Genomic DNA, 14292 nt, shown 5'->3' with positions numbered 1-14292 from the left:
AGGCCGGACCTGCAATCTGATTGAAAAAAAGCGCGCGTGTGCGTCTACCAGCCCGCGGCTGCCCCGTCACTGCGCGGATCGTAGCCCGCTTCAATCAATCCATCTGGATACCGAACGATTGCGCCGGCGTGTCCCATTGCCTCGTCGTAGGCCTGCATCGTCTCGACCTGGTGGCCGAGCGCTTCGAGCCGGGCCACTGTACCTGGTGCGAAGCGCGCTTCGAGCTTGAGCGTGTCGGTCGACTGGCCCCAGGTCCGGCCCAGCAGCCAACGCGGCGCATCGATCGCGGCTTGCGGATTCCAGCCGAATTTCGCGATGCGTGAGAAAACCGCGCTCTGCGATTGCGGCTGGCCGTCGCCGCCCATGTTGCCGTAGACCATCGTACGGCCGTCGGCAAAACGTGCGAGCGCCGGGTTCAGCGTATGAAAAGGCCGGCGCAGCGGCATCAGCGGATTGCGTGCGCGCTCGTCGAGCGAAAAACTGCAGCCGCGGTTCTGCCAGTTGATGCCCGACCCCGCCAGCACGATGCCGCTGCCGAACTCGTGATAGATGCTCTGGATGAAGCTCACCGCGACGCCGTTGCTGTCTGTCACGCCAAGCCACACCGTATCGCCCGGCCCGCGACCGGCGCCCCACGGCGCGGCCTGGGTGATCGAGACTTGCGCGGCCATCGCGTCAAGCGCGGCCGGCTGCAGCAACTCACGCGGATCGACGCGCATGTAATCCGGGTCGGTAATCTCGGCGTCGCGCACGGCGAACGCCAGTTTGGTCGCTTCGACGCACGCATGCACGAACTCGGGACCGAGCGGGTCCATGTCCTTCGTCAGCACCCGATCGAGGATGCCCAGAATCAGCAGCGACACCAGCCCCTGGGTCGGCGGGGGCATGTTATAGATCGTGCCCAGCGAGTGCTTGAGCGCGAGCGGCGTTCGCAGGCGCGCCTCGTGCCGTTCGAGATCCGCAAGGCTCAGCAGGGAGCCCGCCGACTGCAGATCGCCGGCAATGCTGCGTGCGAGGTCGCCCCGATAGAAGTCGTCGAAGCCCGCGTCGGCCAGACGTTCGAGCGTAGCGGCAAGACGCGGTGCGACGAAGCGCTCGCCGGTAACGGGCGCGGAACCGCCGTGTAGAAAGGTTTCGGTGAAACCCGCGATCGGGCGCAATTCGGCAAGGCGGCTCTCCACACACTGCGCCTGGCTGCACGTGACCGGCACGCCGTGCTTCGCGTAGTGGATCGCGTCTTCCAGCAGGCGTTCGACCGGCAGCCTGCCCCCAAGCGTTTCAGCCGACCAGCGCTGCGCGCGCTGCCAGCCCGACACCGTGCCGGCCACGGTATTGGCTGCGAGCGGGCCGCGCACGGGAATCGCCGACAGTCCGCGCGCGCGGTATTCGTCGATTGTTGCGGCCAGCGCCGCCGCGCCACATGCTTCGATGCCGACCGGCTCGGCGCCGGGACGGGAGATCAGCCAGAAGCCGTCCCCGCCTATGCTGTTCATGTGCGGATAGACGACCGCGATGGTCGCGGCGGCGGAAATGATCGCTTCGACGGCGTTGCCGCCTTCACGCAGGATCGCGAGAGCGCTCTGCGCGGCGAGCGCGTGGGGCGCAACCGCCATGCCGCGGGTTCCGCGGCCCGGATTCAGGAATTTGGATGCCATGGGAGCAACAGGGGTTTGCTTGTATACATACCCATGTCTATGCGAAAACCGTGCCAACAGCCAGAATTCCCGCAGAGGCTGACTGCAGAAGGAGCTTAAAAGCTCGAGCCGCTCCAACGTATGTTGCTAGATGGTGCCGCGCAACCTTGGTGGTGCATAGGGAGCGCTGTGAGGCTCCAATGCGGTGCGGGCGCGTTGCAGGCGCTCGGTCGTCAGCGTGCGCACCTCCGTCCGGCTCCCTTCTATGTGCCGTCCCAGCAACGCGACGGCACTGTCCGCCGCAAGATTGCGGATGGCCGCGAGAATTGCAATGTGTTCGTCGTAAGTGTCATCGATGCAGTCACCATAGACGAGATCGAGCCGCCGCACCACGCGAATGCGGTCGGTCACGCGCTGCATGGCCGCGCTCAACTCGGCGTTGCCGGCGGCGACGACCAACGCCTCGTGAAAGGCTTCGTCGAGTGCCACCATCTCGCGGCCATCGCGAACGCGCTGTGCGTGAGGAACGTTCCAGATGCGCTCGAGCCGCTCGAGCATCTGCAAGGCGGTCGCGGATAAGGCGCCGTCGCCCCCAAAGAACCGGCTGACCGAAAACGTCTCGATCAGCTTGCGCATTTCGTATAGATCTTCGAAGCGCTTGAAATCGATCGGCACGACTTCCCAGCCGCCGCGCACATAGCCGCGCATCAACCCGTCGCTTTGGAGGCGCTGCAGCGCCTCGCGCGCCGGTGTGCGGGAAACGCCGAAGCGATCCGCGATACTGCCTTCGGTCATACGATCGCCGGGCAGCAGGCGCATGTCGAAGATATCGTCGCGCACGCTGAAATAAACATGGTCAGCGCGCGACGAGGGAGATTGGGTTGTGTCTTTCACGCATGAGCCTGGAATGGACGGGTCTTTTCGGCAGTGACTATCGGCTAGCCTCAAAACATCCGTCAACAGAAATTTAATCTGCCGGCGGCTCGGGCGGACGCCGCCATTGTAGGCGTCAGTAACAAACTTAAATCGGACAGGTGCCGTATGTCGAGAAGCTGGGTAATACGGATGCTGAAAAGCTGAGGGCGCATGGAGTACTCTGCAGTCCGGGGCGCGCCAGGCGCGCTTCTGGCCAGCGAGAAATGCTTCTGCAAGCTGATGATGCCCATCGCTTAGCGTGGCGGAAAGCTGCGCTGCTAGCGTCGTGTCGAGCACGTGCGATGCACTCTGACGCAGAACCGTATTCATGATCTTCCTGGTCTCCCGAAGGGCGTTGTGTGCCTGGGCGAGCAGCTTGTCAGCGAGTTTCAGGGCCTCGTCCATCAACTGTCCGGAGGCAACTACGCGATTCCGCCAGTCCATACCCGACCGCCTGTTGCCCTCTAATCAAAGGGGGTTTGTGCGAACGGCATCGCACCCGGCACCTTCAAGACAGAGATGGCGCGTTCACAATGGGAAGATCCCGCGATGGTCGCCTGGTACGAACAGCTCAACCCGTCAAAGCCCTTCGGCGGCGTCGATGAGATCGCCGGAGTGGCTGTCATGCTGGCTTCGTCGGCGGGCGCAAAACTGAACGCGAAGGGAGTAACTCCCCATGGAGACCGAAATATCCAGCGATCACTCGCGCGGGCTACGTGACTTGGCGAACGACGCTTTGCCGAGATGAATCGCCGCAATGTATGGGACTGGCTGATGTCCTTCCCAAGGATTCCATTACCGAGAGGTTGACGCATGATCGTGACGCCATCCTTCCCGATTAGCGAAACAGCAAGGCGCGAAAGTAGTCGAGACTGATGACCAGGACGACGATTCCACCGAACGATCCGTCTGACTCGGAGATCCGCTTGCTCAGGGCTATGCTGGGCGTGCCGAAACGCAATGGGGAAGAATAGGGATCACTGATATAAAAGCCCGCGTGCGGATCGTCTCGTTGAACGATGAAATATTTTTGACTCGCCACACTTACCTGTTCAGGCGTCGCATCATCCGAGTCGAGCAAAACGCGACCCGAGCGATCGACGACCAGGACGGTTCCAGGCGATCCCGCGGTTGCCATGCGATCGAAAAGAACCTGCCGCCGTACCGCCAGCGGCAAAGTCATGATGCGAGGTTGCCGCAGCCGCTCGATGAGTGTTTGCAACGACAATTGATACAGTGCAAAATTTCTCTCGATGTCCCGCTCTGCAATCAGGGCGATATTGCGAAGGTTGATTCGAGTATATTCTGCGGCATCGCGACGGCTCTGATACAGCACGAAAGCGGATAGCGCAATCATGACGATTGCCACCAACATCCCGCAGCCAGCTACAGGTTGCACAACGCCTGCAGGATGTACTTCGCCGTGGCGCCTCGATAGGAATGGAAAGTGTTTTTCTTGCTCAATTCATGTCCCACCCACTCAACGGCCCCGGCCTTGAGCCTTTTTCCAGCCCATTCGTAGTGAACTTCGCGGCTTTGAATAGCGCTAAACACTACTGTGTTACGATTGCTTACACACTGTAGTAAAGAACGGACGCTTGGTAAAGGCGGTTTTGTCCTTGCGACAAGCGGTAGCGCTGGGCAAATCGGACCTGCTGATAACACGCTCACGCCCTTGCCTTGCGCTGCGGTATCCAACCGGGGGATTGAGTGAGCCGTCTTGTTGTTGTTTCGAATCGCACTGCTGACCTCCGGAAGGCCGCAGCGGGAGGTCTCGCTGTAGCGGTAAAAGAGAGTCTGCAGCAGACAGGTGGGATGTGGTTTGGCTGGAGCGGCAAGATTCGCGACGCGGCACCCGAATCTGACAGCGAGACCAGCGTCAAACTGCAAACAGTCGGGAACATACAACTGGCGACGCTTGACCTGAACCAGCAGGATTACGATAGCTACTATCTGGGATACGCGAACGATGTCTTATGGCCGGTATTCCACTACCGGCTGGACCTTGCGAATTTTGACGTACGATTCGCAGCAGGGTACCGGCGGGTCAACCAGCTGTTCGCGCGAAAGCTGCTACCGTTGCTCAGGCCCGACGACATCATCTGGGTCCATGACTATCACCTGATCCCCCTTGCTGCCGAACTCAGAGCGATGGGGTGCGGCAACCGGATCGGATTCTTTCTGCATGTCCCGATGCCACCGCCTCTCATCATGGCGGCCATTCCAGAGCACGAATGGCTCATGCGTTCACTATTCGCCTACGATCTGGCCGGCTTCCAGAGCGAAGCGGACGTAACGCATTTTACGCGCTACGTTGAGTCCGAAGCCAGCGCTGACGCGCTACCCGGCGCACAGCTTCGGGCCTTCAATCGCACGTTGCGGGTCGGGGCGTATCCGATAGGAATCGACGTCGATGAGTTCGCCGCTCTCGCGCAGGACCGGGAGGGTGTCGAAATGTTCGATCGTATGCGACAGGAGTACTCCCGACGCCGCCTGCTTCTCGGCGTCGACAGGCTGGATTACTCAAAGGGTCTACCGCAGCGCGTGCACGCGTTTCGTGAGCTTCTCGCGAACTACCCCGAGAACCGCAACAGTGCAACACTCATCCAGATCGCGTCCCCGAGCCGGGAAGACGTGGGTGCCTATGACGATCTGCGCCGCGAGATGGACAGCCTCTGCGGCGCGATAAACGGTGACTTCGGCGAACTTGACTGGATGCCGGTTCGTTATATTCATCGCAACGTCGCCCGTAAGCGGCTACCGGGACTATATCGCGCAAGCCGCGTCGCGCTTGTCACGCCACTGCGCGATGGGATGAACCTGGTCGCCAAGGAGTTTATCGCCGCGCAGGACCCAGGCGATCCCGGCGTGCTGGTTCTCTCCCGATTTGCCGGCGCAGCGGAACAATTGAAAGAAGCTCTTCTTGTGAATCCGTACGATACGCACGGGACAGCGCACGTCATTCAGCGTGCGCTGACGATGTCAATCGAAGAACGGATCAGTCGTCACGCGGCATTGATGGGGCGGATTCGCCAGTTCGATGTGCACTGGTGGAGTTCGAGTTTTCTGAGGGATCTCTCGGCTGCTGAGCGCAGTGACGGCCGTGAACCGGTGCTGGGACATTCAGCCGATCGCGCGAGCTAACCGACGGCGATTGGCGCATCGTGCCGCCCTGCGCCGACGACGCAATCGGCTCGAGTACCCACGCGACATCGCGTTGCAGCCCCACTGAAGAGCACATGCAGACTGATTGCGTGACAACTGATGTAACAAACGAATGTTGAGGTGCCGCGATGCAATACGACTACGGAACATTTCACATCGATTGCCGGGCGCACCGCGCTAACGATGGTCGTTACGTTGCGAGAGCCAGAATCAGTCGCGGACCGGGCGACGCGGAAGACCGCGTCGAAACGCATGATTCAGGTGATATCGATTCGTTCGCCGACGAGGCCGATGCCATATCTTGCGCGAAAGCGTGGGCTATCAAATGGTGCGACGAAAACTGGGACTGAGCCGCGCACGGCGGTTCCGCATACTTGACGATGGAGACCGACATGGCTGAGCTGATTGGGGAACTATCTTCCTGGAGGCCTGACAGACCGGTACGAGCGCTTACACCGCTCACGTCTATGAGTTCCGTCACTCGGAATCAATTGGGGAGGAAAATCGATGAAAAAGTGGCTCGACCTGAACGTGTTTCTGGGTATCCCTGCCAGCGAGTGGATCTATGCGGCGATCGCGACTATCGTCAGCTACCTGGCATTGATCTATCTGCTGAAGTTCGCCATCACGCGCCTTTCGATGCTGTCCCAACGAACGTCAACCCGTCTCGACGATATGCTGGTTCAGGTCATTGAAGGCACGCACCGGCTTACGCTACTCGCGGCAGCAGCGCTGGTCGGCACGAAGTTTCTGACATTGCCGGACAGGTGGGACGCCCGTCTTGGCCATCTCTGGTTTCTCATCATCGGTTTTCAGCTGGCCCTGTGGATAAACCGTGGCGTGACGCTATGGACCGAGAGGCGGCTGCAAGCGACAGAGACGCTCGCCCACAATCCGGTCATCACGACCATGATGTCGTGGACGTTGCGCGCGCTGCTGTGGTCCGTTCTTATGCTGGCGGTGCTCGCCAACATGGGCGTGAACATCACCGCGTTTGTCGCGAGCCTGGGTGTGGGTGGTGTTGCCGTCGCACTCGCGGTACAAAGCATTCTGAGTGATCTTTTCGCATCGCTGGCCATCGGACTCGACAAGCCATTCGAGATTGGCGACTTCATCGTCTTCGGTGAGATTGCCGGGAGCATCGAGCACATCGGACTCAAGACCACACGCATCCGGAGTCTGAGTGGAGAACAGATCGTTTGCAGCAATACCGAACTGCTGAAAAACACGATTCACAACTACAAGCGAATGGCCGAGCGGCGCATTCTGTTCAATTTCAGGGTGACATACGATGCGAGTCCCGAGCAATTGCGCGCCGTTCCTGCCATCGTACAGAAGGCAGTCGAATCCGCCGGAAAGACCCGCTTTGATCGTGCGCATTTCAAGGGGTTCGGCGACAGCTCGCTCGATTTCGAAGTCGTGTATTACGTCACCGATCCCGCCTACAACCTGTACATGGACATACAGCAGAGAATCAATCTCGAGTTGATGACCCAATTTGGTAGACGGGGTATTGAATTCGCTTTCCCGACGCGCACGCTCCACGTAGTGAACAAGCAACAGGCGGAGGACGGTGCAAAGAGGTCATCGTTCGCACCGCACGCGGAATTGGCTACTCGAGAGGCACAATAAACGCTTCCGAATACCGCCCGGGCCGTTCCTGAGCGTGTTCGGGTTAATGCCTGGGACAGGATTTCAGGCGCCTGGCTGCCCCACGCGTCTGCCGGATGACCTGTTTGGCTACCGCGTATACTCCCGTTTCCCAAGGCACGGCTGGAGTCCGGATGCAGAAAATTCAACATAGATTTCCCGTGCGAATCCGATCACCTGATCCAGCGCCGCTGGTCCGCTCAATCCAGCCCAGAACCTTCATCCCCCACCAACCCGCATGCTCGACATCATTGCCATCTGTCTGGTCGTCACCGCGCTACTGGCGTATGTGAATCACCGCTTTCTGAGGCTTCCGACGACGATCGGCGTCATGGTAACGGCGCTCGGACTCTCCCTTGCGATCGTTGGACTGGACAAGCTTGGCGTCGCGCACGGTCTGCGCGTTGCAGAAGAGCATCTCGTCAACTCGATCAATTTCAGTGAGGTGCTTCTGCAAGGCATGCTGTCGCTTTTGCTGTTCGCCGGCGCGATGCATGTGGATTTACGCAAGCTGAAGGCTTTCCGGACCCAGATCATCAGTCTGGCTGTGCTCAGTACGGCGACCTCCACGCTGCTGATCGGATTCGCGATGTGGAAACTGCTCCCCCTTTGCGGAATCGAACTCGCGCTGCCCTTCTGCCTGCTGTTCGGCGCCCTGATTTCGCCGACGGACCCCGTCGCGGTGATGGGCATCCTGAAGTCCGCAGGCGCGCCCGAAGGCCTGAAGGTGGTCATTACTGGAGAGTCGCTCTTCAACGACGGCGTCGGGGTCGTGCTTTTCTCTCTGCTGCTCACGATGGCCAGCACGGGCGTCACACCATCCGTCCAGACGGGGTTGGCTGCATTTATCCTGGAAGCCGGCGGCGGCCTGCTATTCGGCGGTGTCGTAGGCTATCTGACATATCGGCTGCTCAAAAGCGTCGACCATTACCAGGTCGAAGTCCTGATGACGCTCGCATCGGTGATCGGCGGCTACGCGCTCGCTAATCATCTGCATGTCTCCGGGCCACTCGCCATGGTGGTTGCGGGCGTGATGATCGGCAACCGCGGCCGCGCCGACGCGATGTCCGAGACGACCCGGCGATACGTGGACATGTTCTGGGAGTTGATCGATGAGATTCTGAATGCCGTTCTTTTTGTATTGATCGGCATGGAGGTTCTGCTCGTCGAGTTCCCCGGCAGGATACTACTCGCTGGCGCCGGTGCGGCACTGGTCGCACTGCTCGCGCGACTGGTGTCGGTGGGACTGCCTGTCATGCTTCTTGGGCGGGCGTCCCGGCTACCGAAAGGAGCGTGGAGTGTGCTTACATGGGGCGGGCTGCGTGGTGGCATTTCCGTTGCACTGGCACTATCGATTCAGCCTGGACCGGGGCGCGACGTCGTCCTCGCGTTGACGTACTGTGTGGTCGTTTCGTCGATCCTGGGTCAGGGGCTCACGGTTGGCTGGGTTATCCGTCGGGCAGCAGGTGTCAAGGAAGAATGAAAACGGTCCGTAAGCGGTGGCCAGTTACGACAAAAGGATTGCCAGGCGTCGACCGCTAACGACAGCGCGTGAGACGCGATCTCGACCAGGACTGCGACGCCGTATCGGAGAATCAGATCCGGCGATTGCCCGGGAGGTGGATAGTCAAATACCCCGCTGAGAGTCTGATTCGTCCCGGCGGCCGCTCAACACACGTGCTGGAATTCAGGCATCAGTGGGTCGACTCCAGGCCAAACATATAACAGGCGGCACCCATTAGCCGGCCGACAGAACGTTTGCTTCAGGTGCTCCGCGCGCCTAGCCTTAAGAAGGCAATCCGAAACCGATGATCCTAACGGAGCGATTTCGCTTTTTTCGTTACACCAACTTAGCCGACGGCCCCGTAAACGTGACGGAGCTCAGGCGGCACTATCGCTTTATGCGCTGCGACAAAACCTGGTGCATATCGTCTATGTGACCGGCCCTGGCTTGTCCTGCACAAATTGTGCGCCAGGGTCATCAGGCGTCACGCCCAGAAGATTCATGGTCTTCGCCGCGATATCCGAGAAGGCAGGTCCTGCGACTGCGCCGCCGAAATGCGAGCCCACGTGGGGCCGGTCGATCGACACCGCGATGATCACCCTCGGATGTTGTGCCGGGACAATCCCAACGAACGACGCCCGATACTGACTGCGGTCGTAGCCGCGCGCGGTCCAACGATATGCGGTTCCGGTCTTGCCTGCGGCCGTATAGCCCGGTACGGCTGCCTGTGGTGCTGTACCGTCCTCGGACACCACGGACTCAAGCATGGTGAGCACTTCCGCCGCGACGCGTGGCGAGTAAATGCGTCGACCATGCGCCGGCATACCATGTCGCGGATGAATCGTAGCGGGTACAAACAGACCTTCATTGCCGAACACCGTGTACATTTGCGCCAGTTGCAGCAACGACGCGGACAGACCGTAGCCGTATGACATCGTTGCCTGCTCGATCCGCCGCCAGTTCTGGTAAGGACGCAGCGTGCCGGTTGCCGCGCCCGGCAACCCCGCGCGCGGCGCCCGACCCAGCCCGACAGCATGGAAGTTGTTCCACATGTCGTGTGGCTTCATCAGCAGCGCGATTTTTGTCGTGCCCACGTTGCTTGACTTCTGCACGACGCCGCTAACCGTCAAAGTGCCGAAGTTCTTGTCGTCGTGAATCACGGCCCCGTCGAGCCGCAGCCTTCCACCGTTGGTCGGTACCACGGAGCGAGGCGATACCTCATTGCGTTGCAACGCCAGTGCGATCGTCAGGGGCTTCATGACCGAGCCCGGCTCGAACACATCGGTGACAGCGTGGTTGCGCATCGCCTCGCCCGTTCTTCCGCGGCGGGTGTTCGGATCGAAACTCGGCCAGTTTGCCATTGCGAGAATCTCGCCAGTGTGTGCGTTCAGAACGATCGCCGAGCCTGAATGTGCATCGGTGCGCTCAACGGCATCACGCAAGGCTTTGAAGGTTGCGTACTGGACGGGCTCATCGATGGTGAGCGTCACGTCCTTGCCGGCGATGGGACGTTGCAGCGCAAGCGTATCGATGACCTGCCCTTGAGCGTTTCGCAGCACGCGGCGCCTGCCATTGCCACCGGTCAGTAGGCGATTATCGACTTTTTCAATGCCCTCCAGACCATTACCGTCGACGCCAGCGAAACCGGTGACATGCGCCACAATGCTGCCTTCCGGATAGTAGCGACGGTAATCTGGTTGGGCATAAACGCCCGGCACATCGAGAAGCATCGCCCGCTGCGCAACATCCAGGGGCACCTGCCGCTTGAGGTAGACAAATGATTTGTGGGACGCCGCCATTGCGCCGATCCGGTCCGCGTCAATGTCGAGCAACTTACCCAGTGCAGATGCCTGGTCGGACGAGACCGTGTCCGCACCGTCCGCATCCAGCCATAACGTGCGCGTCGGAAGGCTGACCGCCAGCGCTCTCCCGTCGCGGTCGAGAATGCGTCCACGCATCGCATGAATGCTGAACTCGCGCACCTGTCGAAGTTCCCCCTGCTTCTGATAAAACCTATCGTTGATCCCCTGCACCCACGCCGCTCGCGCAGCGAGGACGAGAAACCCCAATGAGAAAGCCGCTCCCAGCGCGTGCGAACGCCAACGCGGCAGCGCATGTGGTCTAGTCGAAATTGGCGAAAAATTGATGGACTTGGAGCGGAAACGCATTGAGTGATTTCAGAGGAGATGTCCTTCGCCAACTGGACGGGAACGACCGCCAACATGGGCAGTACGAGGAAGCATCCGAGCCTGGGATCTCCAAAATACTAGCACGAGCCCCTCTGCGCTCGATCTCTACCGCACACAGCCTTTCACAAACGACATATAGATGTGATCTGTCGACCGCTCCTGAAAGAACTGCACGCGAGTGCGCCCCATTGCGCGAGCTACCGTCACGCCAACGGGTACGCCACGAAAGAAAGTCTTACCTTGCAATCGCACACCCTCCCCGGAGCGCGAACGGTGCAATTTGCGCGTGCTACGCTTCCAGCGTTCGGTGATGCATTCGACCACGGATGACACGTCCAGCTCAGTCGCGCCCGAGTAAATGGGTGCACCTTCAAACACATCATGCGTTCGTGAACACGATATGAGCATGGCGCATCCAAATGCCGCGGCAAGCATCCAGTTCCTTCTCGTTCGGCGGTGATGCGAGTATCGCTCCGCTCCGGCAATCCCGACTCGCAGCACTGCTGCGCAATTGTCGTGGGCATCCCCGCTCCGGGCAAAGCGTGCAGAAAGCCGGTTTAAGGCTGCGTGTATACTCACGGCTTGTTGCCCTATGGATAAGTGCCCCCTGCGGGCTTGCTACCGAATGAAGGTTATCACTAGTCTTTTTTTTCTCGTCGTATGTTGCTGGACGTATCACCTGGCTCATGCGCAACCGAAACCCTCACCACTAGCCGACTACACCTTTCTCAGACGCATCCATGTTCGCGAAGCGGTCGTAAATTGCATCGCGGCGTTCGACCAATGGGTTCGAACCGGGCAGCGCTACGATTCAATTATCGTCTCGGCGGGCAATGCGTTACACGCAAAAGTATTGCCCTGGAGAGGCGCGCAAGAATCAGGGCAATCGGCAATACTCGATGCAACAGTAGATATGCCTGCAGTCGCCAAGCTTCGACAAAAGTATGTGTGGATTCCTGTCACGGCTTCCTGTGGTGTCTGGAAGAAGCACGTCGTTTCCTTTTCACTTAGACCTAGAGAGCGACGCCCATAAAGCGCACGCTGGCTGCCGTTGCACCCGAAGCTTTTAACGACTTTACTGGTAGTCATGCTTGTCCGAGCGCGTCAGCGCGATTGGCAACGCGTCTGCAGCAAAACGAATGCTACGCGCGCCGTAGCGGTCGGAAGAATGGGGCTGGCCAGCAGCCAGAGGGCACTGACGGATTCATTAGAAAATCCCCGTCGCACAAGGATGATCTCGGCCGGACTGGGTGCGTTGGCGATGACCGTTAGCCCTCCCCCCGATCACCGCGCCTGCAATCATCAGATATCTTGCTTCATGCGATAGCCTGCCGCCGATCTCGTGCCCGTTGTCCTTGCCGACGCTCGCATTCTTTCCTTGACGCTCTGTCAAATTCGCCATCACTCGCCGGGAAACCGATAACGTCACATGGTCGATCGAAGATTCGGATACCGCGAAGCTGCGAACGTCAGGCACCTAAAGATGCCGATGCGCTCTTCAGCAAGGGGAGGCATGTTCACACCTTAACGGCCATCAAGACATTCTCCGGTTGCACAGACAGCTTACGTGCGGTGGGCCAACTGCACGTAAGTCGTCTTTTCGCCTCTCGAGAACGTCAGCATAGGGTTATCCCGTCCACAGCAAGCGGGTTATAAACTCGACCTGCCGCGGCTACACTGTAAACTTTTTCCGTGGCGCCACATCTTTTCTGCGTAGTTACCCTACTTTCAGGCAGAACGGCTTTCTCATGGTTCATGGATTGACAGTTCAACGTTCGCGCCCGGCATGGTGGCGCAGGGCGGCGACGCTTACCGGATTTGTGCTATTGCTATGCACGGCGGCGCTTTGCGAAGCCCAGACGGCGTGGACCGATACGCGCGTTTCTCAGCAGACCATCAAAACAACGATATGCCGCAGAGGACACCTCGCAGAGGTGATGCCTTCATTCGACGAGCGGATGCGACTGAAAGCGGGACTGCTTGAGCAACGAAATATACCGGCCGAATCGGCTACCGCTTACGCTCTCGACTTCCGCATGCCCGTACTACTCGGCGGGGCACCAGACGCACCCGAAAATATCGACTTGATACCGTGGGAAGGCGAACACGGTGAACGCCGCAAGCGGCGCTTTGCTGTATTCCTGAGACACTGCGTATGCGCGGGTGCGCTTCCTCTGACTCGCGCGCAGAAGGCAATTTCTGGGGACTGGCCGAATCAATATCCGAATCTATGGTCGTTGACCTGCAAAGACGTTCAATAGGTGTACGAGTCCTTTGGTTACCGCTTCCTACGCTCAGGTCGGCTGCCACATTCCCCGAACCGAAAATTCAAGAATCGAAAGCGATTTTGATGCCGCCGTTATTCATTCAAGGTGTCAACGCGACATTCAGCGTGAATGTCGCGGGCGCTGTCAGGTCGGTGGGGCGGCGGCGGTAGAATGAAATGATGAAAAAAACGAAATCACCCTATCACGGCCACCGCTTCCCTGCAGTCGTTATCAATTGCGCGGTTCGCTGGTATTGATATGACTTTGCATGTCAATCACGACATTGGTTTTCAGGTTGTTGCATCGACGCATGAATTTCCTGAGGGCGGCGCAGCAGTAAGTCTCGACGGTGGATCACACTGATATCCGCGGGTTGGATACCGCATTACAGAGGTCCGCCTCATGAGCCTGCCGCTAACTTCCGCCGCAAGTTGGTGATGCCCGTTGCGTAATACCATCGCGGGTTGCTCGGATGCCGGGCTGCGCCGCCTTCAGGAAACTTCTTCCGTTGTTCGGGGAATCACACACAGGCCGCGGGCAGTTTTCTGCGAGGTATTGCAAGCGACATGGCCAGTCGACTAATGTCCCAGATGAACGCTGCCAGTTCGCGAGCAATAGCCACGACCGTGATGTTGATGGGCTTGCCTCGCGCCGTCAGCCGGCGGAATCGTCGGCACAGCCGTACCTGGGCGTCCCAGGCGCGGTCGATGATGGCCTTGGGCAGACCTTCGAGACTTCCCGCCGTGGGAGATGGTCTATCAGCAAACGCCACGCTGGATTCGGGCGGGGTTGTTTCGAGGCCATAGTCAGCGACCAGCGTTCGATCCTTCAACAACATCGCAATCCGGGCGTGCGGCAAAATCCACCTGCCGCCGCTAGGGAAACGCTGATTAATGAACTGTCGGATCGGCTTGCAGATCAAGACGCGTCAAATTTTCTGGATAACGAATCGAATCGACGCTCATTTC

General features: G+C 59.3%; 10 protein-coding genes and 3 pseudogenes. 7 read left to right on the top strand and 6 right to left on the bottom strand.

The genetic code is table 11. From position 1 onward, the window contains the following. Positions 1–44: 44 nt before the first annotated feature. Entirely contained in the window at positions 45–1613 is a 1569-nt protein-coding gene (locus tag HDG33_RS33725; protein ID WP_311548410.1) for a gamma-glutamyltransferase family protein, read from the bottom strand. A 168-nt stretch (positions 1614–1781) separates the two neighbouring features. Beyond that, positions 1782–2528, bottom strand: a complete 747-nt coding sequence (locus tag HDG33_RS33720) for a GntR family transcriptional regulator (RefSeq protein WP_184039877.1) — start codon at positions 2526–2528, stop codon at positions 1782–1784. 504 nt (positions 2529–3032) lie between these two features. On the opposite strand from HDG33_RS33720, the pseudogene HDG33_RS33715 reads away from it, so the two are divergent. After that, a pseudogene (locus HDG33_RS33715) lies at positions 3033–3269 on the top strand (SDR family oxidoreductase); the annotation flags it as partial. A gap of 118 nt (positions 3270–3387) precedes the next feature. On the opposite strand, the gene HDG33_RS33710 reads toward HDG33_RS33715, so the two are convergent. Next, positions 3388–3924, bottom strand: coding sequence for a hypothetical protein (locus tag HDG33_RS33710; RefSeq protein ID WP_184039808.1), 537 nt, complete (start codon positions 3922–3924; stop codon positions 3388–3390). A 335-nt stretch (positions 3925–4259) separates the two neighbouring features. Between HDG33_RS33710 and otsA the strand changes: the two genes are divergently transcribed. The 4 genes from otsA (at position 4260) to HDG33_RS33690 (ending at position 8847) form a co-directional block, all read left to right on the top strand. Then, positions 4260–5693, top strand: coding sequence for an alpha,alpha-trehalose-phosphate synthase (UDP-forming) (otsA, locus tag HDG33_RS33705; protein WP_184039806.1), 1434 nt, complete (start codon positions 4260–4262; stop codon positions 5691–5693). A 149-nt stretch (positions 5694–5842) separates the two neighbouring features. Beyond that, positions 5843–6064: a hypothetical protein gene (locus tag HDG33_RS33700; protein WP_184039803.1), complete on the top strand. Its 222-nt coding sequence runs from the start codon at positions 5843–5845 to the stop codon at positions 6062–6064. Positions 6065–6221: 157 nt separating this feature from the next. Further along, the gene (locus HDG33_RS33695; protein WP_184039800.1) at positions 6222–7346 is read left to right on the top strand and encodes a mechanosensitive ion channel family protein; all 1125 of its coding nucleotides are present in this window, start codon (positions 6222–6224) and stop codon (positions 7344–7346) included. 256 nt (positions 7347–7602) lie between these two features. Then, positions 7603–8847, top strand: coding sequence for a sodium:proton antiporter (locus HDG33_RS33690; protein WP_184039797.1), 1245 nt, complete (start codon positions 7603–7605; stop codon positions 8845–8847). Between the two features lie 449 nt (positions 8848–9296). Here HDG33_RS33690 and HDG33_RS33685 read toward each other — a convergent pair whose 3' ends face one another. Beyond that, the gene (locus tag HDG33_RS33685; protein WP_260330673.1) at positions 9297–11036 is read right to left on the bottom strand and encodes a penicillin-binding protein 2; all 1740 of its coding nucleotides are present in this window, start codon (positions 11034–11036) and stop codon (positions 9297–9299) included. 613 nt (positions 11037–11649) lie between these two features. On the opposite strand from HDG33_RS33685, the gene HDG33_RS38515 reads away from it, so the two are divergent. Beyond that, positions 11650–12090, top strand: coding sequence for a BspC domain-containing protein (locus HDG33_RS38515; RefSeq protein WP_409259122.1), 441 nt, complete (start codon positions 11650–11652; stop codon positions 12088–12090). A gap of 71 nt (positions 12091–12161) precedes the next feature. Here the strand turns inward: HDG33_RS38515 and HDG33_RS37830 are convergent, their stop codons facing one another. After that, positions 12162–12284 carry a hypothetical protein gene (locus HDG33_RS37830; RefSeq protein WP_311548409.1) on the bottom strand — a complete coding sequence of 41 codons (123 nt, stop codon included), beginning with the start codon at positions 12282–12284 and terminating at the stop codon, positions 12162–12164. A 1560-nt stretch (positions 12285–13844) separates the two neighbouring features. After that, a pseudogene (locus HDG33_RS33675) lies at positions 13845–14054 on the bottom strand (IS110 family transposase); the annotation flags it as partial. Here HDG33_RS33675 and HDG33_RS38510 point away from each other — a divergent pair. Then, positions 14039–14156: pseudogene (locus HDG33_RS38510) on the top strand (IS5/IS1182 family transposase); the annotation flags it as partial. The pseudogenes HDG33_RS33675 and HDG33_RS38510 sit on opposite strands and share 16 nt — an antisense overlap. Positions 14157–14292 lie beyond the last annotated feature (136 nt).

The sequence above is a fragment of the Paraburkholderia sp. Cpub6 genome (assembly GCF_014201065.1).
GTDB lineage: Bacteria > Pseudomonadota > Gammaproteobacteria > Burkholderiales > Burkholderiaceae > Paraburkholderia > Paraburkholderia tuberum.
This window is presented reverse-complemented; position numbering and strand designations above follow the sequence as displayed.

Bases quoted from the DNA above. Each gene is read 5' to 3' on its own strand.
- HDG33_RS33725 (WP_311548410.1), bottom strand. From the start codon at position 1,613: ATGGCGGTTGCGCCCCACGCGCTCGCCGCGCAGAGCGCTCTCGCGATC.
- HDG33_RS33710 (WP_184039808.1), bottom strand. From the start codon at position 3,924: ATGTTGGTGGCAATCGTCATGATTGCGCTATCCGCTTTCGTGCTGTAT.
- HDG33_RS33700 (WP_184039803.1), top strand. From the start codon at position 5,843: ATGCAATACGACTACGGAACATTTCACATCGATTGCCGGGCGCACCGC.
- HDG33_RS33695 (WP_184039800.1), top strand. From the start codon at position 6,222: ATGAAAAAGTGGCTCGACCTGAACGTGTTTCTGGGTATCCCTGCCAGC.
- HDG33_RS33690 (WP_184039797.1), top strand. From the start codon at position 7,603: ATGCTCGACATCATTGCCATCTGTCTGGTCGTCACCGCGCTACTGGCG.
- HDG33_RS33685 (WP_260330673.1), bottom strand. From the start codon at position 11,036: ATGCGTTTCCGCTCCAAGTCCATCAATTTTTCGCCAATTTCGACTAGA.
- HDG33_RS38515 (WP_409259122.1), top strand. From the start codon at position 11,650: ATGGATAAGTGCCCCCTGCGGGCTTGCTACCGAATGAAGGTTATCACT.